The organism is Allorhizobium sp. Av2 (assembly GCF_021462805.2).
GTDB classification, from domain to species: domain Bacteria; phylum Pseudomonadota; class Alphaproteobacteria; order Rhizobiales; family Rhizobiaceae; genus Allorhizobium; species Allorhizobium vitis_G.
Map to the genome: position 1 here is coordinate 392,435 of NZ_CP192698.1, position 20,977 is coordinate 413,411.

10 protein-coding genes and 1 pseudogene are annotated in these 20,977 nt (G+C 59.1%); 4 read left to right on the forward strand and 7 right to left on the reverse strand.

The genetic code is table 11. The features are described 5' to 3' along the window. The first annotated feature begins 6 nt into the window (after positions 1–6). Complete coding sequence (locus FS819_RS25470) at positions 7–972, forward strand: isoaspartyl peptidase/L-asparaginase family protein (RefSeq protein ID WP_156551235.1); 966 nt, start codon at positions 7–9, stop codon at positions 970–972. An 82-nt stretch (positions 973–1,054) separates the two neighbouring features. On the opposite strand, the gene FS819_RS25475 is transcribed toward FS819_RS25470, so the two are convergent. Both FS819_RS25475 and FS819_RS25480 read right to left on the reverse strand, forming a co-directional pair. Next, on the reverse strand, positions 1,055–1,309 hold the full coding sequence (locus FS819_RS25475) for a GlsB/YeaQ/YmgE family stress response membrane protein (protein WP_156551287.1): 255 nt from the start codon (positions 1,307–1,309) through the stop codon (positions 1,055–1,057). A gap of 303 nt (positions 1,310–1,612) precedes the next feature. After that, on the reverse strand, positions 1,613–3,937 hold the full coding sequence (locus tag FS819_RS25480; protein WP_156551288.1) for a methyl-accepting chemotaxis protein: 2,325 nt from the start codon (positions 3,935–3,937) through the stop codon (positions 1,613–1,615). Positions 3,938–4,532: 595 nt separating this feature from the next. On the opposite strand from FS819_RS25480, the pseudogene FS819_RS25485 reads away from it, so the two are divergent. The 3 genes and pseudogenes from FS819_RS25485 to FS819_RS25495 form a co-directional block, all read left to right on the forward strand. Continuing rightward, a pseudogene (locus FS819_RS25485) lies at positions 4,533–4,733 on the forward strand (hypothetical protein); the annotation flags it as partial. Between the two features lie 195 nt (positions 4,734–4,928). Beyond that, positions 4,929–5,729 (forward strand): hypothetical protein, encoded by an 801-nt coding sequence (locus FS819_RS25490; RefSeq protein ID WP_234624927.1) that lies wholly within the window; start codon positions 4,929–4,931, stop codon positions 5,727–5,729. 346 nt (positions 5,730–6,075) lie between these two features. Next, positions 6,076–6,483 (forward strand): hypothetical protein, encoded by a 408-nt coding sequence (locus FS819_RS25495; RefSeq protein WP_156551237.1) that lies wholly within the window; start codon positions 6,076–6,078, stop codon positions 6,481–6,483. A gap of 172 nt (positions 6,484–6,655) precedes the next feature. Here the strand turns inward: FS819_RS25495 and FS819_RS25500 are convergent, their stop codons facing one another. The 5 genes from FS819_RS25500 to FS819_RS25520 all read right to left on the reverse strand — a co-directional run bounded on the left by FS819_RS25500 (position 6,656) and on the right by FS819_RS25520 (position 20,943). After that, entirely contained in the window at positions 6,656–7,174 is a 519-nt protein-coding gene (locus tag FS819_RS25500) for an Rrf2 family transcriptional regulator (RefSeq protein WP_156551238.1), read from the reverse strand. 133 nt (positions 7,175–7,307) lie between these two features. After that, on the reverse strand, positions 7,308–8,684 hold the full coding sequence (locus FS819_RS25505) for an MATE family efflux transporter (protein ID WP_156551239.1): 1,377 nt from the start codon (positions 8,682–8,684) through the stop codon (positions 7,308–7,310). Positions 8,685–8,687: 3 nt separating this feature from the next. Next, positions 8,688–15,230: a non-ribosomal peptide synthetase gene (locus tag FS819_RS25510; protein WP_234624928.1), complete on the reverse strand. Its 6,543-nt coding sequence runs from the start codon at positions 15,228–15,230 to the stop codon at positions 8,688–8,690. 11 nt (positions 15,231–15,241) lie between these two features. Then, on the reverse strand, positions 15,242–16,309 hold the full coding sequence (locus tag FS819_RS25515; protein ID WP_156551241.1) for an LLM class flavin-dependent oxidoreductase: 1,068 nt from the start codon (positions 16,307–16,309) through the stop codon (positions 15,242–15,244). A 44-nt stretch (positions 16,310–16,353) separates the two neighbouring features. Further along, positions 16,354–20,943 carry a type I polyketide synthase gene (locus FS819_RS25520; protein ID WP_156551242.1) on the reverse strand — a complete coding sequence of 1,530 codons (4,590 nt, stop codon included), beginning with the start codon at positions 20,941–20,943 and terminating at the stop codon, positions 16,354–16,356. Positions 20,944–20,977: the final 34 nt, after the last annotated feature.

Genomic DNA, 20,977 nt, shown 5'->3' on the forward strand with positions numbered 1-20,977 from the left:
GCATTCATGAGCGATATCAAACCAAATCCCATTGCGCTGGCCATCCATGGCGGCTGCGGCGTGATGAACAAGGCCGACATGCCGGAAAGCGAATGGGAAGCCGCCCGCACTGACCTCAAACGCGCATTAAAGGCCGGATGGAGCTTGTTGCAACAGGGCGCATCCGCTCTCGACGCTGTAGAAGCCGCCGTGATGGTGATGGAAGATTCGGAGCATTTCAACGCGGGCCATGGTGCAGCGCTGAACACCGATGGCGAACACGAGTTGGATGCCTCTATCATGGATGGCCACACCCTTGAGGCCGGCGCCATTGCCATGGCACGCGCCATTCGCAACCCGATTTGTGCCGCCCGCAAGCTGATGCACAGCGGCGAGACCGTGATGCTGGGGGCAAGTGCTGCCGATGCCTTTGCCCAAAGATATGGCCTGCCGATGGTGGAACAGTCCTATTTCACCACCGAGCGCCGGGTCAAAGCACTGGCATCGTTGAAAGAACACGCCAAAGCCGGAACGGCAGCCCTTGCCAGCGAGGCCGAAAAACATGGCACGGTCGGCGCTGTGGCGCTGGACAGCCACGGCCACCTCGCCGCCGCGACATCCACCGGCGGCTTCAACAACAAACCCGTGGGCCGCATTGGTGACACCGCTGTGATCGGAGCCGGAACCTACGCCCGCGATGGCGTGGTGGCTGTCTCCGGCACTGGCAAGGGTGAGTTTTTCATCCGCCATGCCGTGGGCCACGAAATCGCCAGCCGCATGCGGTATTTGGGCGAAAATCTGGAAGATGCCTGCCAGCATGTGGTCTTCACCGATCTTGCCCCGCATCAGATCGGAGCCGGGTTGGTGGCAGTTGGCGCAGATGGCTCCGTTACCGCACCGTACAACACAGCGGGCATGTTTCGCGGCTGGATCGGCCCAGATGGGCGCATGGTTGTGGCCAGCCATGACACGCTGTTTGAAATGCATGTCTAATGATTTTGAACCCAAGGCGGGATTAGCTTGACTCGGTGTCTGAAAACCGGCAGCAGGCCAGGCCCCCTGAGTTGTCAGTGATTTATGCGCGTCGCACGAGCCTGAGGAGCAGCAGAAGGAGGATTGCCCCGACCGTAGCGTTGACAATCGCCCTGACGATGCCCGTACCAAGGCTGAAACCGAGGCGGGGGAAGAGCCATCCCGCGATGAATGCGCCGATGATACCGACAAGGATATCTCCGATCAGACCAAATCCACCACCACGTACCACCAGGCCAGCAAGCCATCCAGCAAGGGCGCCAACAACAAGAAATACAAGCAGGCTCTCATTCGACATCATAGGATATTTCCTTGGGCGTGAGATTAGGCAATGCTTTGCATTGGCAGGATCGCCGTTCCTAATTCCTATAATGCCTATCGTGATCCTGCCTTTGCGTCAAACAGCCAATAGCCCGACCGTGCTCTTGCTTGGCGGCGAGAGCACGGTCTGGATCGAGGGTAGTCAGGGACGCAACTTTGTAATCCACTGTATCGCCGCCATCCATTTCCGAGTCTTTGATCGGAATGCCGGCCAGCTTCATGCCGGACTCAGCGAAATAATCGAGCGACCGTGGGCGTCTACCCTATCATCACTTAGTGGTTATGCCCTTTCTTGAAAGTCGGAATCCTCAGCATCAGGACCACCCATCGACATATCGAGCACCCAGCCTTTTACGCGGGCCTGCTGGCCTGCAACGGAGTGGCCGGGTTTGGACATATGGGCCATGGCTGCCGGTTTTGTTGAGATATTGCTCTTCGTCCGGGCCTTCGTCGACTGGTTGCGTGATGCTTGCCCTTTAACGTCAGCAGCATTGTCGACCTTAAAGAAGGCGATGGAGGTCTGAAGCTCCTCGGCTTGTGCTGCGAGTTCTTCAGAGGTTGCCGACATTTCTTCCGAAGCGCCGGCATTCTGCTGTGTCACCTTGTCGAGTTGCTGGATCGCCTCGTTGATCTGCGAGGCACCGATATCCTGCTCACGGCAAGCCGCAGAGATTTCAGAGACCAATTCGGCAGTCTTACGTATGTCGGGAACCAGACGCGCCAGCATTCCACCAGCTTCGGTGGCAACCTGCACAGTCTGTCCAGACAGGCCGCTGATTTCGGCGGCGGCTGACTGGCTGCGTTCGGCAAGCTTTCGCACTTCAGAGGCAACAACTGCAAAGCCTTTGCCATGCTCTCCAGCACGGGCTGCTTCCACGGCGGCATTCAGAGCGAGAAGGTCAGTCTGACGGGCGATTTCCTGCACAATCGAAATTTTATCGGCAATCGTGCGCATCGCGGTAACGGCCCGGTTGACGGCCTCGCCGGAAGCTTCAGCATCCTTCGAGGATTGGCGGGCGATCTTTTCGGTTTGAGCAGCATTATCAGCGTTCTGCTTGATATTGGCCGCCATTTCCTCCATGGATGCAGAGGCTTCTTCAGCCGCCGCAGCCTGTTCGGTCGCACCTTCCGAAAGCTGCTCTGACCCGGCGGAGAGCTGCTGCGAACCCGCTGAAACATTTTGACTTGCGGTTAATGCGTCGGCAACAACCCCGCGAAGGCGCTCAACCATAGACACAAGCGCTATTCCCAGCGTGTCCTTGTCTGAAAGTGGCTCCGGCTCGACGGTCAAGTCGCCACTGGCGATCTGGTCGGCTATGGTTGCTGTGTTGCGCAGGTTGTCGACCATATTGTTGATCGCATTCTTCATGCTCGCATGATCGCCTTCGCATTCGATGTCCACATGCTGTGTGAGATCACCGAAACTCACCTGGCGAAGAACGCGGTTGCCCTCGGAGATCGGAAGAATGATAGCGTCCAACATACCGTTGATTCCGGAGACCAGCTTGGCGAAATCCCCGACGAAATGATCGGCTGCGCCACGCTCAGAGAGCTTGCCGGCTGTAGACGCCGCAATCAAGCGCTGAAGTTCAGTGGTAATCGCCCGTAAATTTCCACGCAGCGTCTCGATCGTCTGATTGATAAACGCCTTTTTGCCTGGGAACTGTTCGAGCGGCGCATTAAAATTACCCTCGCCCAGTTCTTTGATGCAGGCCATGGCCTTCTTTTTGACGGCGATGTGGCTACTGACCATATCGTTGACGCCCTTGGCCATCAGGGCAAAGTCGCCCTGGAATTTCTCGACCGGCACGAAGACGTCAATGTCGCCTTTGTCGTGCTCAATCGACATCGTATTCATTTCGGAAATCAGGCCCTTGAGATTGGCGCGCAAGGTTTCGATTGTCTCATTGATGAACGCTTTTTTGCCAGGAAACTGTTCGAGCGGCGCTTCAAAATTGCCCTCACCTAGCGCCTTGATGCAGGCCATGGCCTTCTTTTTAACCGCGATGTGGCCCGCGACCATATCGTTGACGCCTTTGGCCATCGTGGCAAAATTGCCGTTGAATTTCTCAACCGGCACAAAGACATCAATGTCGCCTTTATCGTGCTCGATCGACATCGTATTCATTTCAGAGATCAGACCTTTGAGGTTGGCGCGCAAGGTTTCGATTGTCTCATTGATGAACGCTTTTTTGCCGGGGAACTGCTCGAGCGGTGCTTCAAAATTGCCCAACCCAAGTTCCTTGACGCAAGCCATGGCCTTTTTCTTGACCGCGATATGTCCGCCGACCATGTCGTTAATGCCTTTGGCCATCACAGCGAAGTCGCCCTTGAAGTCCTCTGAAGGTAACCTGATATCGATGTCGCCCTTGTCGTGCTCACCTGACATGTTTGCGATAGATGCCCCGAGCTTTTGCATCGGCTGCATACTGGCCTCAAGTAATTCGTTGACAGCAATCAGCATCTCTCTGGCTTCGCCAGTGACTGCATCGAGATTTGCACGCCCGGATAGATTTCCGTCTGCGATACTAACCCTGATGCGCTGTATCTCCGCTACAGCCGCATGAGATTTGGAAGATTTCTTCATTTGAGTGTAGAAAGACATTGTATATCCTCTATCGGAAGCTGTTTGGGAGTTGCTGTCGCTGATAAGTCGTACGCACCTTGCGGCGACCGTCCTGTAAAGAACAGACCGGCCAGGTTTCTGCTGAAGCCCAAGCAGGTCGTCAAAGCCACCTGGAATGCGCACTGGTCCCCTATGGCCAGGCCCGCTTCCCTTTTGATGACCCGCTTCATAAACGCGGTAGCCAAGACACTGTTATCACTGACGAAAACGCGCACGAATTCCTCTCGCTCCTTGAGGCTCAAGGGATCGACTACGAAACTCAGTCTTAAAACGTGATTTTATGTCGCGTCATGCGAAGGAACATCTCAACTGGATGCTGTGTGGTCTCAATTATAAGATGTAATTGTTAACCATGCCCTAAGGCAATCCCCTTTTTTTTAGCGGGATCTCATGTAGTGCTCATGGATCTGTCGCGAGTTTTGGAAGGGTTTCAGAAATGACCGTCGCTGGACGCAGTTATGGCGCAATATTGCAAATAGTGTGATTTGGCTGGAGCTGCCTATTATCGCCCGATCATCTGCCCTGACGTTTGATACCAAGTCTCGATAATGCGTCAGCATCTTCGAGACTTGGTATGAGAGGGGGCAAGACGTTGAAAACGGCCTATGTGACGATCAAAGGGTTCGAGGCCATGCGAGCGTTACGCAAAGGCCAGGCTACGATTTTCAACCTGACAAAAGGCATCCGTGGGCAGGCCCATATCGTTGAATGCTCCTTCGCCGTTCAAAAGGTTTGTAACAGAGCTGGATCGGCCTCCGTATTGTTAACTGGATAACAGAGCCGGAAATTGTGGTGTTTATGCTGACCATTTTTGACGGTATCTGCATAGGGTATTCGGGAACGTGACTGCCGTCTCCCCTTGCGAAGATCTAAGCGGCTTTATACGAACATCGGCAGAAGATTGCATTTGATTGCCTGCTCTACACAATGAAAGCTGCCAGAAATGTCTCTTGGATGTTACGATATCGAGATGCGCAAGCGGAACGCCGCCGTTCTCGTGGTGCTGTTCTCCCATTCGACCAAGCATCATTTCAAGTCTGTCGATTTTCCGGCGGATGTTTTGAGCATTGCGGATAAGGAAGACACCTATTTCACAAACACGCCAGACAATCTGGCGAATTTCATAGAAAATGTCAGTGCCCCCTATGATCTGGTGATTACGATTGGTGGAAGCAAAGGGGGGCATGGGGCGCTGTATCACGGCACGCTTCTCGCTCGCAGGATCGAAAAACCTGTTCGTGTCCTTGCCTTCAGCCCGGTTGTCATGCTCTCGGATAACCCAAATGACGTGCCATATGTGTCCTACCAAAAGCTGACGGAGCGCGCGCAGACCACACCAGAACTGGCGGAAAACCTGCGCCAGTCAACCCAGGTGATAACAGCAGACCCGCCATCCAATCTCACGGCCTTCTGCATCGTCGGGGCCGACAATCAATGCGACTGTGTCGAGGCCAGCCGACTGATCGACGCACATATCTTGACGCTGCCTATGCATCACCATGAAACTGTCATCCCATTCCTTTGCGATACCAGCGATGCCAGAGCAGTGACGAAAACCGTGCTGGTGCTGTACGATAGAGCCGCGGAGGAGGCCGATGTTGCACATCTGCTTCAAAAAGGCAGTGTCGACAAAATGATCGAGGACCTTTCCCGCGTTCCCAAACAGCCTCGCCTCGACGAATTGACGAATCTTGTCATAAAGGGTGATGCCAGCAGCGTGAGGCAGGCTGTGAATGCGGCAAGCGTCGGATCACCCCCACCTGAATCCTGATAGGGCGCTTTTCAAACCTGATCGAATGGACCGAGAGCTTGTGCTTGCATCAATCGGTACCGTCACAGGCATCTCACAAGGACCGAAGCCTTGTCTTGAACGACAAAGCTCCCACGCGGGCGAAAAAAAATCTTACGCTATGGTCCCAAACCGAACCGGTTACACGTCTATCCTTCAACAACCGGACGTGGTTCCCCCTTGGGATGCACGTTTGTTATACTGCATAATTTCTCAAGCCTGAGCTGGTTCACAGAGAAAATTATGAAGCAAATATAAGGTCTTACGGCGTCCTTTGTGTGCTTTCACAAGATGCACGTCGCGTAAGCAATGTGTTGGGGAGAGAGGGATGATGCATTTCACACGCGAAACCATGACCGTCCTTGCGGTCCTCACGGCCTGTGCGTGCAGACCCGGCCGTAAGCTTGCCTTCTGGGAACTGACCGAATTGCACAATGGCCCCACAGGAGAGGTCGTCAAAAGCATCTTGCTGTTGCTCCGGCATGAACTGTTGCACCGCGAGCCAGACGGCCGCGTGATGCTCGCCATCAATCCAGCCAGCGTTACGCTCGGCACCGTCCTGCGGCTCACCCAGACCGATCTTCTCCAATGGGATAAACACCGCAGCCATTCGGACCAAAATGTGTTCACCCTCGCCGTTGAAGCCGCATCAGTGAATTTCCTAGGGATCGCTGACCAGTTCACTCTCGCTGATTTCATCGGGGATCGGTCATCCGGGACATGTCACGCGGCATGAACGCCCTATAGAGCATCGGACCGAAAGTTAAGAACCGGTTTTCGGATAAATCCGATGCGCAAACAAAAACTTAGAGCATCGTGCTGGTTCCGATTTTCTGTACGATGCTCTAGCATCTTGAAACAGGCAATATCGTCCTGTTCACGGACATCCATCCGTTGCCTCAGGGCAATCAGGCGTCCGCTTCAAGACTGTCGTCCACGGGGGACAACTGGGGGGCGGGCAACCGCATCAGACGCTCGCGAGCCGATCGGGCGGTCACGAGGCTGCACTCGAGACAAGCGATAGCAGAGCTATCGGGCGAGGCAACGAGGTCTGCGACAGTGAAACGGTCGAGCAGCTGGACGAGGAAGGACGATGCAGCGGCAACGATGCCGTCAAGCAAGGGTTGCCCTTTGAGCGTCCCGGGCTCTGGTTCCTCCGCTTTGCCGTCCAGTTCCGGCTGGGTGATACGCAGCACGTCGGCGAGCTTGATGTCCTTGGGATCTCGCGCAAGGCGGAGACCGCCGCCCGGCCCGCGATCGCTGTTGAGAAACCCATTGCGGACCAGGAGAGCGACGACTTGATAGGCATGATCCCTCGTCGCGCCCACCTCTTGCGCCAGATGCTGAGCAGGGTATTTCGTCGATGGACTTTTTGCGCAGGCTGTCAATATACCGATCGCAATTTCGGATTGCCGTTTCAGGCGCATGGATGGCACTATCAGGTAAGTTACTCGTTGAACCATAGTCGCATATTTGGCTGATGGTGACCATGGGCAAATGCTGCCAGATCAATGACATCATCCGTGATGATGACAACGGACCTCATTGCGCAAGACAATGTCAGGCGATTGCAATGCGCATCCATGCGCGCGCGTGCCAGCGCGAAAGCATGAAACCGGCCTTGAGTGTCTCTTCGATGATCAGCGCGTACCAGACACCTTCGACCCCATAGCCCGCCTCTACGCAAAACAGCCAGGCCAGCGGCAGGCCAAGGCCCCAGGTCAATCCGATACTGACGAGGACCGGGACCCGTGCATCGCCGACAGCCCTGAGTGAATGCAGCAACACAGTATTGAAGGCGAAGCCGGGCTGGATGAAGATCGTCAGCAGCAGAAGATAGGTGGAAAGTTCCAGAACTTCACCAGTCTGTCCGAACAATCCGAGATATTGATCGGACAAGAGCCAGAACAGAAGCGCGATTGCCATCGTGACCAAGGTTGCAGCAAGGCAGGAGCGCAGCGCCTGACGATAGGCGTCCTGCCGCCGACCTTCGCCCCAGCGATAGCCGACCAGCACCTCGTTTCCTTGGCTGACAGCCATGACGACAAGGATGAGGAACGTCATGGCCAGCATGACATAGGTGCGGCTCAAGACACTTGAGACGCCAAACCCCGCCACGAAACCGAGCAGCACAAGCTGGTAAAAACCGTAGCCGATATAGTCCGAAACACTGGGAAAGGCGAGGACGAGCATGCGCCGCATAAGCAAGAGCCGCGCCCTGATCGGCCCAGCCACGAAACGAAGACCGAGAGTGTAATAGACGGCGAGGCCGAACATCAGCGCCATTGCAATCCTTGAGCCGAGTGTTGCATAGGCCGCACCTGTCACCCCGAGCGGGGGAACCGGCCCGGCACCAAGTACAAGAACATAGGTCGCCCCAATGTAAATCACCGACAGGAGCAAGCCGGTCATCACAATCACCCGGCTGCTGCCGAAAGCCCTCAGGCAGGCAATCGCAGCCGTGGCAAGCGCATTGAAGACCATGGCAGCGGCAGCGACGGAAAGATAAAGGCTTGCATCGTGAACGATTGATGCCGGGACATCGAGAATCCGCAAGATCACCGGTCCACCCAGAAACAGCAGACCTCCGACCAGAAGGCCAAGGAGCGTATTGGTGAAGACCGCAAGCGCTGCGATCTGCCGCGCACCCTCCTCGTCACCACGCCCGAGACTGTGCGATATCAGGATGACCGCGCCGATCCCGACCATGCTCGAAATCTCGAAAACGACCTGAAGCACCTGCCGCACAATCGCCACCGCTGCTGCCGCGTCAGTGGAATAGGCACTGACGATCAGCATTTCCGACAGCATGACCAGAAAGGTCAGCAGCGAATGCACGAACATTGGCAGGCTAAGCCGGAAAAGCGACTTTGTCGTTCGCGCCGATGGCGGGCGGCGCGGCAGGTCCGCATCGCCAAGGGTTTCAACTGTCTGCATGCGTCAGGCACCTGTGCGTTCGGCCCGCAGGCCACGGCGACCTGCAAGGCGATCGCGGCCCGTCTGGCGCAAGAGGGTTCGATCACCTCCAGACCATTCGCCTTCACGACCGGCTTGGAGCTGCGCGATATGGGCGGCCATTGTTTCCAGCGTCGGAAACTGGAAAAAGGCCGTAATATCAATCGATATTCCAAAACGCTTGCCGATTACACCCTGCAAAGAGACAACAAGCAGCGAATGGCCGCCGCATTCAAAGAAATTGTCACCCGGACCGACGTGGTCGAGTTTAAGCGCCTCTCGCCAGATCGCCGCAAGCGTTGCAGCGGGTTCGCCGGAGATCGGCAGGTGCGTTTGCCGCTGTGCCGGTTTTGGCCGGCAGACCGGAAGTGCGCGGCGATCAACCTTGCCGTTTGGCGTCAGCGGGAAGGCATCAAGCGCGACATAGGCCGATGGCAGCATGTAGAGCGGCAGGCTGTCGGCCATATGCGGTCCAAGCTCCGCGCTTGCATCGCCGACAAATGGCTCTCGCCAACGCAGATAGGCGACAAGCTGCTTGCCAGCACCGCCATCTTCGACAAGCACTGCCGCTTCGGCAACGCGAGGATGGGCCGCAAGCCTTGCCTCGACCTCGCCGAGTTCGATTCGGTAGCCGCGCAGCTTCACCTGATTGTCGATCCGTCCGAGAAAATCGAGCGCGCCATTCTCCGCCAAGCGCACGAGGTCGCCGGTGCGGTAAAGATGGAGACCGTCCTGCGGACCACGCCGGAAAGGGTTGGGGATGAACCTGTCTGCCGTCAGGCCGGGTTTGCCCCAGTAGCCCGGGCTCAATCCCGCACCGCCGATGTGCAATTCTCCCGGCGTGCCGGGCGGTACGGGTTCCCCGCGCCGGTCGAGAACATAGAGTTGGGTCCGCAGAATGGGGCCTGCAACCGTGACACTGTGACCGTTGAGGTCTTCACGCCGCACCTCCGTGGCCGCAGACCAAATGGTTGTCTCGGTTGGACCGTAAAGATTCCACAGGCAATCGCCCCGATCCAGCAGTTCGGCCGCAAGAAGGCTGTCCAGCGCCTCGCCGCCGCAGAGCATGCGAAGCCCCTTGCCATGCCCCTTTTCACTGGGCCACCCCGCCTCGATCAGCATGCGCCACCCGGCGGGCGTCGCCTGCATAACGCTCGGCTGCACACGATCCACCAGCGCGGCAAGACGCCGACCGTCGCGGGCAATAGTGCTGTCTGCAAGCAGCACTGTTGCGCCTTGTGAAAGCGGGGCGAACAATTCCAGCCCCGCAATGTCGAAGCCAATCGTGGTCAGCGCCAGCAGGCGGTCGCTCGCGTCGATCCCCGGCCTTTCGGCCATGGACTCAATGAAATTGGCAAGCGCACCATGGGTGATTGCCACACCCTTGGGTTGGCCGGTGCTGCCGCTGGTATAAAGAATGTAGGCGAGATCATCGGCCTGAACCGCAGCAGGTTCGAAGGATGCCGACGCACAACCGAATATCTGGGTCGGGTCCATCACCGGAACATCTTGCGGTATCACCGCCCGCTCACTGTCCCCAAGATCCGTCAGGACCAGCGCTGCACCGGAATCGGCCAGCATGTAGGCAATGCGCTCTGACGGATAGTCGGGATCAACAGGCAGATAGGCAGCACCCGACCGCATGACGGCCAGCAGTGAGGGCAGCAATGCGCTTCCACGCCGCTGATAGACCGCAACGACCGCGCCCCGGCCAATGCCGTGCTGGTAAAGATGAAGGGCAAGAGCATCCGCGTGACTGACGAGATCGCCATAGGACATGGCGCTGTCGCGGCCCTCACCCACCTGAACGACGGCGGCTTTGCCCGGTTCTTCTTGCGCCCGCGCGATGATCTGGTCGTGGACCGCAGCACTTGGCTGCGTCTGCGAACCTCGGCCAGTCTGGAGCAGGATGTCACGCTCATCAGGATGAAGCATCTCGATTGTGCCAAGGCAAGCTTGCGAATCATCAACGATGGATGAGAGCAAAGTCTCGTAATGCCGCAGCAGACGATCAGCTCCGATGGATGATAGACGGGATGGGTCCGCGGCAAGCGCAATCTCAATCTCGGTCCCGGGAAAGACCCGGAGCGACAGCGGGTAATGCGTGCGCTCATAGCTGCCGGGATCGCTGAGGGTGAGCGTGTGCGTTCCTTCCGCAAAGGCCGCCTGCATCGAAAGTGGCAGGTTCTCGATGATAAGCAACGTGTCAAAAAGCGGTTGATCGGCGGTCTTGCCAGCCCAGCGCTGAATATCGGCAAGCGCTGCATGCCCGTGCTTCTCCCGCTGGCGATGCGCAGACTGGAGGCCTTGGAGCCATTCGGCCACCGTCTCATCCGGTCGTGTCTGGGCACGAAACGGCACCGTGTTCAGGAACAGGCCAATCATTCGGTCTGCATCTGGCAGGTCAGGCGGGCGGCCCGACAAAACCGTTCCGAAGATCACATCGTCCTCGGCCCCATAGCGTGATAGAAGCAGCGCCCAGGCCCCCTGTAACACTGTCGCCAGCGTCAGCCGCTCCCGCCGCGCCATGGCGGTAAGCCGCGTTGCGAGGCTGGCATCAAGGCTGCGCCGGATCTCGACAATGGCCTCCTGTGCCGCCTCGCCCGTTTTCGTCTCCCCGAACAGGCCGCCTTGCGGCAGATCGGCAAGAGCCTGCGACCAATAGGCCTGCGCAGAAGAGATATCCTGCCTGTCGCGCCACGCGACGTATTGGCGATAAGACGGGGGAGGCGCTGGCAGGCTTTCGCCTGCATAAGCCTTCAACATTTCACCGACAAGCAGCGAGCCGCACCAGCCGTCCATCAACAGGTGGTGGAAACTCCAGACGAAACGATGGCGGCCAGTTCCGAGCCGGATCAGCGCAAACCGCAAAAGGGGTGCGGCATCCAGTGTAAAGCCACGGCGGCGATCCGCCTCCAGCCATGCCGCAAAGGCTGTCTCCTGCCCTGCCGCGTCTTCGCCCGACCAATCCGCTTCGCGCCATTCGGGCACAACATCCTCGGCAATGACCATGACTGGCCGCTCGACATCCGTCCAGCGGCAGGCACCACGCAAAACCTCATGGCGGGCGATCACCCTCCCCCACGCCGATTTGAAGGCATCGGCATCCAGCGGGCCTTCCAGCACGCACCAGCATTGCTCTATATAGGTGCCTGAGGCTGGGGCCATCAGACTGTGGAACAGCATGCCCGCCTGCACGGGCGTCATCTCAAAGCTGGACCCGCTTTCGGCAACCTCGATTGCCTGAACCGCGTTTTCGGCAACGGCGGCGGTTGCCTGTTCTGCGATTGTCTGCAACTCGAAAATCTGGGTCGGTTCGAGCTTCAACCCCTTGGCTTGCGCCTTCGCGACGATCTGGACGCCGATAATGGAGTCACCGCCGAGATCGAAGAAATTATCCTCGATGCCAAAATCCTCTCGCCGCAGCACGGCCTTCCATATCTCCAGCAGCGTCGCCTCGATGGCATTGCGGGCTGGAATTGGCTCCGCGCGCATTGTGGAAAGCTGTGGGATCGGAAGCTGTTTGCGATCCACCTTACCGTTCGGGTTGAGAGGAAATTCATCCATCAGCACGAAGGCTGTCGGCACCATGTAGCGCGGCAATTGCGCAGACAGCGACTGGCGTAGCTTGCGCTCAATCTCACCATCGTTCGTCGTCGGCAAATCGCGAGCGAGCACATAGGCAATCAGCCGCTCGTTTTCTGCGTCGAGCGTGACGATGGCCTGCTCAACGACGCTTTCGCGCAGCAGCTTGTCTTCGATCTCACCGATCTCGATGCGGTAGCCGCGCAGCTTGACCTGAAAATCCGTGCGGCCGATAAATTCGATCTCACTATTTGCCAGACGAACAACCGCATCGCCGGTGCGATAGAGCCTAAGCGCAGGGCTGTTTTCATCATAGAACGGGTTCGGCACGAAGCGCGCGGCTGTGAGAGCCGGGCGGTTCCAGTAACCGGGGCTGAGGCACGGCCCGCCGATATAGAGTTCGCCGCCAATGCCGCGCGGTAAGGGCTGCATATAGGCGTCGAGAACGTGGAGGTGGGTATTGTCGAGAAGGCCACCAACCGGCACCTTGCCGCCTTCCGCGTGGGCGTGGGTGACCTTCAGCGCGCTTGCCCAGATTGTCGCCTCCGTTGGCCCATAAACGTTCCACAGCTCTTTCGTGCGGTCGATCAGCTTGCGGGCAAGCGGCGCATCCAGCGCCTCGCCGCCGCAAAGGGCGATGAGATGCGGCAATCCCTCCCAGCCGCTGTCGATCAACATGCGCCAATAGGCGGGCGTTGCCTGCAAATGCGAGATACGATCCGTCACAAGCACATCGGCAAGCCGCTGTGGCGCAAGCAGCAGGTCTTGGCCGTAGAGCACGGTGGTCGCGCCGACGCTGAGCGGCAGAAGCATTTCCAGAATGGAAATGTCGAAGGTGGGCGTGGTGATTGCCAAAAGCCGATCACCGGGCGCAAGCCCCGGCGAGACGGCCATGGAGCGCAGATGATTGAGCAGGCTTGCATGGCCAATCGGCACGCCGTTCGGTCGGCCCGTACTGCCGCTGGTGTAGAGAAGATAGGCGATGCGCGCAGGATCAGAGGGGGGCAGCGCGGCAGGGGTGTCGCTCATCGGCATTGGGCGCGTCGGATCAAGAGAGCGATGGGCCGGATAGAGATCTGCCCTGTCCGTCAATACGAGACTGACACCGGAATCCTCAAGCACATAGGCAACCCGATCCGCTGGATGATCGGGATCGAGCGGAACATAGACGGCACCTGCCTTCAGAATGGCGAGGAAGGCGATGACGGATTGCCCCCTGCCCGGCAGCGAAACGGCGACCCTATCGCCGGGGTGAACCGAAAGGCTGACAAGCGTTTCGGCAAGTGCGTCTACATCTGCCTGTAGTTCGCCATAAGTCCAACTGCGGCCCTGACTTTCAAGTGCAATCGCATCGGGTTGGTGCCGGGCGACGTGTGCGATTGCATCGTGCATGGTGATGTCAGGCACAGGCCGCGCGGTTGGCGTTCCAAGTGCAACCACGGCGGCATGCTCTTCCTTTGATAGATAGGCAAGCGTTGGCAGCAAAGCATTGGGAGCTTGCAGGATGGAGCCGAGCAAAACCTCGAAATGGGCTGCCATGCGCTCGATCCGCCATGAATCAAAGATCGCCACGCGATATTCGATGTTCAGCAGATAGCCGGATTCCCGCTCCATCACATACCAACTGAGATCGACCTTTGTTTCACTCAGCCGTGCTGGCTGTTGGCGAACCTTGAGACCGTCGATGCCGAAATCGATCTGCTCGGCATTCTGCGCGCGGTAGTCTTGCGACTGCAATTGGAACATAACCTGCGAGAGCGGGTTCTGCCGTTGGTCGCGGCTCATGCCAAGTGCCTCAGCAATCAGCGGAAAGGGAAATGCCTGATGGTCGAGCGCATCCGAGAAGCGCTCCTGCACCGCCCCGACCCACTGCGAAAACGTCATGCGCGGGTCAAGTTGCGCGCGCAGCACCAATGTGTTGGTAAACAGACCAATCAGCCCTGCGGCATCCGGATCGTCCCGCCCGGCGACGGGCACGCAAACCGACAGGTCCCGCTCGCCGCTGTAGCGATGAAGCAGCAGCGAGAAGGCCGCAGCCATCACCACAAAAGGCGTGGTTCCAAGCTGGCTGGCAAGCGAGGCGACCTGCGAGGACATCGAGACGGGAATAACCCGTGTCACGGTGGCTGCCGTCATCTCAACGCTGCTGCTGCGGGATCGGTCGCTTGGCAATTCCAGCGGCTTGAGATCGGCGAGGGTTTGCTTCCAGTAGTCGCGGGCGCGTTCGCAATCCGCGCGCTGAAGCCATGCGTGTTGATCAAGAACCAGATCACCAAAATCGCGGGTGATGGGCGAAAGCGCGGGCGCGGTACCCATACGATAGGCGCGGTAGCAGGCCGTCAGCTCGCGCATCAGCACACCGCGTGACCAGCCATCCGCAACGATGTGATGGAGGGTGATCGCCAGCAGATGGTCGCTCTCATTCTGCCGGAAGAGATGCGCCCGGATCAGCGGTGCCTTTGAGAGATCGAAAGGGTCAGTCGCAACAGCCAGCGCCAGCGCCTCGCCATCCTCGCCTGTCGCCTCCAGATCGGTAAAGCCCAGAGCAAAATCATGGTTCGGATCAACCTCCTGCCAAGGCTCACCTGCCTCCACGGGAAAGGCGGTTCTGAGCGGCGCATGCCGGGAGACAATTGTTGCAAGGCTGCGCTCAAGGGCTGCGCGATCAAGCGGCCCCTCAAACCGCCAGCGATAGGCAACGTGATAAGCAGAACTCTCGGGATAGAGGCTCTGCTGGAGCCAGAAATGCTTCTGGCCGGGTGTCAACGGCAGGCGCCCGGTGCGCGTTGACACCCTTGGCGTCTCTTTTGGCGTCTCTTCCGGGGCCACCCGTTCCCAGGCGATCCCACGGGCTTCGAGCTGGCGGCGGAAGGCCTCGCGTTCCGCAAGACTGAGCGCCGCAACACGGGCGCGCAGCGCCACAATAGGATCGACAGAGTTCACGGGCAGTCTCCCTATACGGCTTGCGCGATTGTCGGCTGCGGCGCATGCTGGCGCGCAAGTCGTGCCAGATGCGGCAGACCACCCATGACGAGATCGTAATCCTGCACGAAGTCGATCAGGCAGGCGATTTCATCGATCCCCGCCGCAGCCAGCGCCTCCACTGTCTCTGCGGTGCTTTCCGGCGTGCCGATGAGAGAGCGGCCCTTGATGAAGCCCTCAACTCCGAACTCGATCAGGCTGTCGAGATCGTCCCGGCTGAAATTCTCGAGCGCGATATCAAGACCCATGCTGCGGGCCAGCCCTTCGAGCAGATGATAATGGGTTCTGAGATAATCGCTGAAGGGGCCTTTGACATTGGCCTTCACGGTTTCGACATCCCCGCCGAGATAGGTGTGCACCATAATGCTCACGGTGCCCGCAGCCGGATCAAAACCGTTCTTTTCCAGCGACCGGCGGTAGGCGGCGATCTTGGGCGTCAGACTTTCCAATGTCTCACCAAGCAGCGCCGTCAGCACGTTGATGCCGCGACGGCCCGCTTCCACAAAGGTCTCCATGGACTGGCACGCCACCCAGAAAGGCACGCGCGGCTGCACCGGGCGCGGCAGTGTCTTTGCCTCGACGGCATTGCCTTCCGCATCTTCAAAGGTCAGCGTCTCGCCAGCAAGCAGCTTGGTGACCTGATCATAGCTCCGCCACATCAGGCTGCGGCGGCTGCCATGCGGCTCACGCGACAGCACAAATTCGTTGCGCGTCCAGCCCGACGCAATCGCCACACCCACACGGCCTTGCGAGAGATTGTCCACAACGGCAATTTCTTCCGCCACGCGCACGGGATGATGGAGCGGCAGAACAATGCTGCCGGAGCGCAATTGCACCCGCTTCGTCACCATGGCCAGTGCGGCATGGATCATCGACGGATTGGGATAGAGGCCGCCGAAAGCATGGAAATGGCGCTCTGGCACCCAGAGCGCGCTCAGGCCATTTTCATCGGCAAACTTTGCGCTGTCCATCAGCAGCCGATAGCTGTCACCGTTCGTAGCGGAGCCATCGCCATCGAAATAGAAGAGGCTGAATTTCATCGTCGTCGTTCCTTTACGTATTACTGATGGAAGGCAGGTGACAATCAGGCTTCCTTGCGGAGCGCCTCTGCCTCAATGTCGTCCAGGAGGGCGGCAAGCTCTGCCTGTTCTTTCCGTGCGGCCTCGAGGCGCTCACGGATAACGGCCGCGATGCCCCCTACGGTCGGCGCATCAAACAGCAGAGCGCGCATGGGCAGCTCGATTGAGAATTGCTTGCGCAACCGTGTCACGACCTGCACGGCAAGCAGGGAATGCCCACCAAGCTCGAAGAAATTGTCATCGATTCCGACACGCGAAATGCCTAGAAGTTCCCCGATAACAGCCGCCACATCGGTCTCAATGGGATCGCGCGGGGCGATGAACGCTGCCTGCACACGCTCGCGCCCGATGTTTTCCTTCTGATCCACGGCCACACCGGCCCTTGGTTCCTGCCGTGCTTCGGCCATGCGATGGCGCAGATCAACCGGTGTCACGGCGAGCCGGGAGACTTGGCGGTGGGCGAGAACCGCCCGCGTTGCCCGCCAAACCTCGTCGGCGTCAATCGCGTCGTTAAGAAAGCCTGTTGCCTCCTCTCGCGTGGTGCCGAAAGGAAGGCATGTATCCCAGGCGATTGCCTGCCAGACCGGACGCTGTGCGCCGCGCCGTGCATCAACGAAGCCATCAAGAAAGCTGTTGGCACCCGCATAGGCAGCAAGACCCGCGCCGCCGACCAGCGTTGAGAGGGAGGACTGAACGAGGACGAAATCGGGGGCGTGATCGGCAAGCACCGCTGACAGAGCGTTTAGACCATCAACCTTGGTTGCAAACAGTGCAGCATTGCGTTCTGCCGTGGCCTCCGTGAGCGGGCAGTGATAAACCTCGCCCATCGCTGCCGTCTGGAAAACCCCACGGATTGGGCCAAATGGCGCGCCAAGCGAATTGAGGCATGCAGCAAGCCAAGCGGGGTCAGCGAGATCACCGCTGAACAGCACGTAATCCTCGCCCGGCGTGCCAATGCCACGCAAAGCCCGGATCAACACGCTCATCGGATGCTTCGGCCCATGCGAGGCAAGCCAGTGTTCCCAATCCGCAGGATTCGGAAGCCCGGCGGGTCCGATGAGGACAACCTTCGCGCCCAATGTTTGAACGAGCGCCCGGGCATAGACGAGGGCGAGACCGTCGAGGAGATCGCCTGCGATGAGGTAAGTGGCCCCCGCCGTGAGAGCCGGAACATCGGCTGGCTCCGGCAGGCACGTCGGCACATGGCTCTCGACCCAGCAATAGCCATTGCGCAGCGCCATCACGGTCCTGTCGGCACGCCAAGGTCGTGATAGCGCCTCAGCGAGGCCGGGAACAATGGCACCTTCTGCCGATGGAAAATCGATGCTTCGGCAGAAAATGCCCGGAATTTCCTGCGGCAGGACGCGGAGCATGCCAAGCACCTTGGCCGCCTGCGCGTCAACAACCTCCGCGCCATTCACAACATGCAGGCCGCATGCCAGAACAGTCAGAAGCGGCGGGCGGCTCTCACTGGCGATCAGGGCTTTCGCAAGCGCAAATGTGCTGGTGAAAGCTGTGTCCGGGGCCGCATTGGCATCAAGGGAGAAGCCATTGACGATCTGGGTTGGTGTCGCACCGTTGGCGGCAAGATCGGCAAGAACTGCGCTGTAGTGCTGCGGGTCAGCGGGGTCGATGTGATACGTGCCCCCGGCATTCTCATAGGCTATGCCAGACCGTACCCGTGTGACCTTGATCTGCTCCGAAACCGGACCGATCGCGGCAACAGTCTCATCGCCACCAAGAATCAGCCAATGCTCGTGACCGCTCGTTGTAAGATGCTCAAAGGGCGCACGGTGCCAGACTGGCTGGTTAAACCAGTCCTCGATTGATGGTTGCCGGGCCGCTTCGTCGGGCATGGATTCGGTTGGTGCAATCCGCGCAATCGCGTAGGAATTGCGCTGGAAAGGGTAGGCTGGAAGTGGCACACGGTGGCGCGGGCCTGCATCTTTTTCGGCAACAAGTTCGACATCGATGCCAGCGATCCAAAGCTCCGCCAATGCCAGCAGCGCGTGGTCGCAGGCGTCCTGCGGTGCCTTCGCATCAGGCAGCGAGGTGGCAACGCGAAGCAGCGCTTTTCCTTGTTGGCGTGCAAGCCGGGTCAGTGTCGAACCGGGTCCAACTTCGAGAAGAAACGGGGCCGGCAATTCAAGCGCCCGCGCAAGGCAGGGGCCAAACAGAACGGTTTGGCGCAGATGGGCCACCCAATAGGCTGGGTCGGTCGCCTCCTGTGCCGTCAGCCAATTGCCTGTCAGGTTCGATACAATGTCAATCTGCGGCGGGTTGAGTGTCACCGTGGCGAGCACCTGCGCAAACGCTTCAAGCGCGGGCTCCATCATGAAGCTGTGAAAGGCGTGGGAGGTTTTAAGCTCATGCCTGCCGATACCGCTGCGATCAAACCGGGCCGCGAGTTCAGCAATCGCCTCTGCCGCGCCCGCCAGAACTGTGCTGCGCGGACCGTTGACGGCAGCAAGTTCCACGTCGGGAGACAGCGATGCGCGCGCCTCCTGTTCTGAGAGCATGACGGAGAGCATGGCACCGGGAGGGCAGGCCTGCATCAGCCGCCCGCGGGCAACAACCAGCTTCACCGCGTCTTGCAGCGAGAAGACCCCGGCAAGGCAGGCCGCAACATATTCCCCGAGACTGTGACCGACCATGGCCCGTGGCTTGATGCCCTTGGCAAGCCACATCTGCGCCAGCGCGTATTCGACTGCAAAAAGTGCTGGCTGCGTTATCTCTGTGCGAGAAAGTTGCCCCACGGTTGTGCCGTCGCTAAAGATTATGGCCGCAAGGTCAAGTTCCTGCGGCACGAAGCGCAGGCAGGCATCGAAGGCGGTGCGGAATGTTGCATCCGTCTCGTACAGCGCCCGCGCCATTCCCGGATATTGTGCACCCTGTCCGGGAAACAGCAGGATCAAACTTGCATCGCCAGCCAGCGGCTCACCCGCGACACAATCGGGGCCTTCACCGCTGCGGATGATATGCGCGGCGGCGTCTCGCTCCCTTGAGAGGGCGACAAAGCGATGCTCCATCGTTCGCCGGCCCTGCCGGAGGGTATAGGCAATATCGGCAAGCTGTGCGCCATCATCGGTGCCAAGATGATCGGCCAGTGCGTTTCGCATCGCCGCCAGCGCTTCCGGCGTCTTGGCCGAGAGTGGCAAAAGATAAGGCCCGGTGGTTTCCACTTCGCGGTCCCGAACCGGAGGCTCCTCAAGGATCACATGCGCATTCATCCCGCCCATGCCAAAGGCGCTTATGGCAGCGCGACGCTTGCGCAGCTCTGTCACTGGCCAGGGCCGCTGCTGCGCAACGATGTCGAAAGGGCTTGACGCCAGATCAAGGGCCGGGTTCGGGCTGGTAAAATTGATGCTGGCGGGCAGGATCTGGTGCTTCAACGCAAGAATGGTCTTGATCAGCCCTCCCATCCCGGCGGCCACATCCATATGTCCGAGATTGCCCTTCACAGAACCAAGACCGCAGCGGCGGCCCTGCTGTTTCAGCGCATCGCCATACACACTGGACAAAGCACGGATTTCGATGGGATCGCCGAGGGTCGTTGCGGTTCCATGCGCTTCGATATAGTCCACCTCAGAGGCTTCAAGGCGGGCGTCGGCAAGGGCTGCCTGAAGCACCGCCGTTTGCCCGGCAACGCTGGGTGCCGTCAGCCCGACCTTGGCGGAACCGTCGTTGCCGATGGCCGATCCGCTGAGAACAGCATGAATTGTATCGCCGTCAGCAATCGCGTCGCTCAACCGTTTGAGAACGAGGACGCCGACGCCATTGGTGAAGACGGTGCCCTTGGCATTGGCATCAAACGGACGGCATAGGCCATCCGGCGAAGCGATCCCTTCGCTCTTGTAGAGATAGCCTTCCGGGCGCGGCTGGCCGATGGCGACGGCACCCGCCAGCGCCATATCCGCCTCGCGTGCCAAAAGGCCGCGTGCCGCGAGATGAAGCGCCACGAGCGCCGTGGCACAGGTCGCCTGTACGCCAACCGTTGGCCCGGTGAGATCGAGGTGATAGGCGACACGCGAAGCAATCATGCCAAGCACATTGCCAAGACCCGCATGGATCGGGTCCGTTGCCTCTCTGAGCGCCGGATTGGCCTGTATCTGGCTGAAATGATAGTTCAGCGCGCCACCGGCATAGACGCCGATACGACCGGCATAGGTGGCGCTGTTATAGCCCGCATGGTCGAGAGCATTCGCTGCGCATTCGAGGAAGACACGATGTTGTGGATCGAGCAATTCCGCATCGCGCGGCGAATAGCCGAAGAATCCGGCATCGAAAGCCGTTGGATCATCGAAGCCACCCCAGACGCGGACATAATCCGGCCGGGCCGCCATCTTGGGATCGACGCCAGCCTCTTGCAGTTCGTGATCCGTGACAGAGCGAAGGCCACTTTGACCTTGCTTCAGAAGGCCCCAGAACGCGTCGAGGTCATCGGCACCCGGAAAGCGCCCGGCCATGCCGACGATTGCCACGCGCTCGTCCTTCTCCCTTTGCGCCGCCTCCAGACGCGCACGCGCATCCTTCAGAATCGAGAGGACCTCATTCTGGTCTATGCTGTCGGGGGTCGGGTTTTCAACGTCAGTCATAGGGTTTCTCTCGTTCAAATTGCGGATGCTGTGC

Bases quoted from the DNA above. Each gene is read 5' to 3' on its own strand.
- FS819_RS25470 (WP_156551235.1), top strand. From the start codon at position 7: ATGAGCGATATCAAACCAAATCCCATTGCGCTGGCCATCCATGGCGGC.
- FS819_RS25475 (WP_156551287.1), bottom strand. From the start codon at position 1,309: ATGTCGAATGAGAGCCTGCTTGTATTTCTTGTTGTTGGCGCCCTTGCT.
- FS819_RS25480 (WP_156551288.1), bottom strand. From the start codon at position 3,937: ATGTCTTTCTACACTCAAATGAAGAAATCTTCCAAATCTCATGCGGCT.
- FS819_RS25490 (WP_234624927.1), top strand. From the start codon at position 4,929: ATGCGCAAGCGGAACGCCGCCGTTCTCGTGGTGCTGTTCTCCCATTCG.
- FS819_RS25495 (WP_156551237.1), top strand. From the start codon at position 6,076: ATGATGCATTTCACACGCGAAACCATGACCGTCCTTGCGGTCCTCACG.
- FS819_RS25500 (WP_156551238.1), bottom strand. From the start codon at position 7,174: ATGCGCCTGAAACGGCAATCCGAAATTGCGATCGGTATATTGACAGCC.
- FS819_RS25505 (WP_156551239.1), bottom strand. From the start codon at position 8,684: ATGCAGACAGTTGAAACCCTTGGCGATGCGGACCTGCCGCGCCGCCCG.
- FS819_RS25515 (WP_156551241.1), bottom strand. From the start codon at position 16,309: ATGAAATTCAGCCTCTTCTATTTCGATGGCGATGGCTCCGCTACGAAC.
- FS819_RS25520 (WP_156551242.1), bottom strand. From the start codon at position 20,943: ATGACTGACGTTGAAAACCCGACCCCCGACAGCATAGACCAGAATGAG.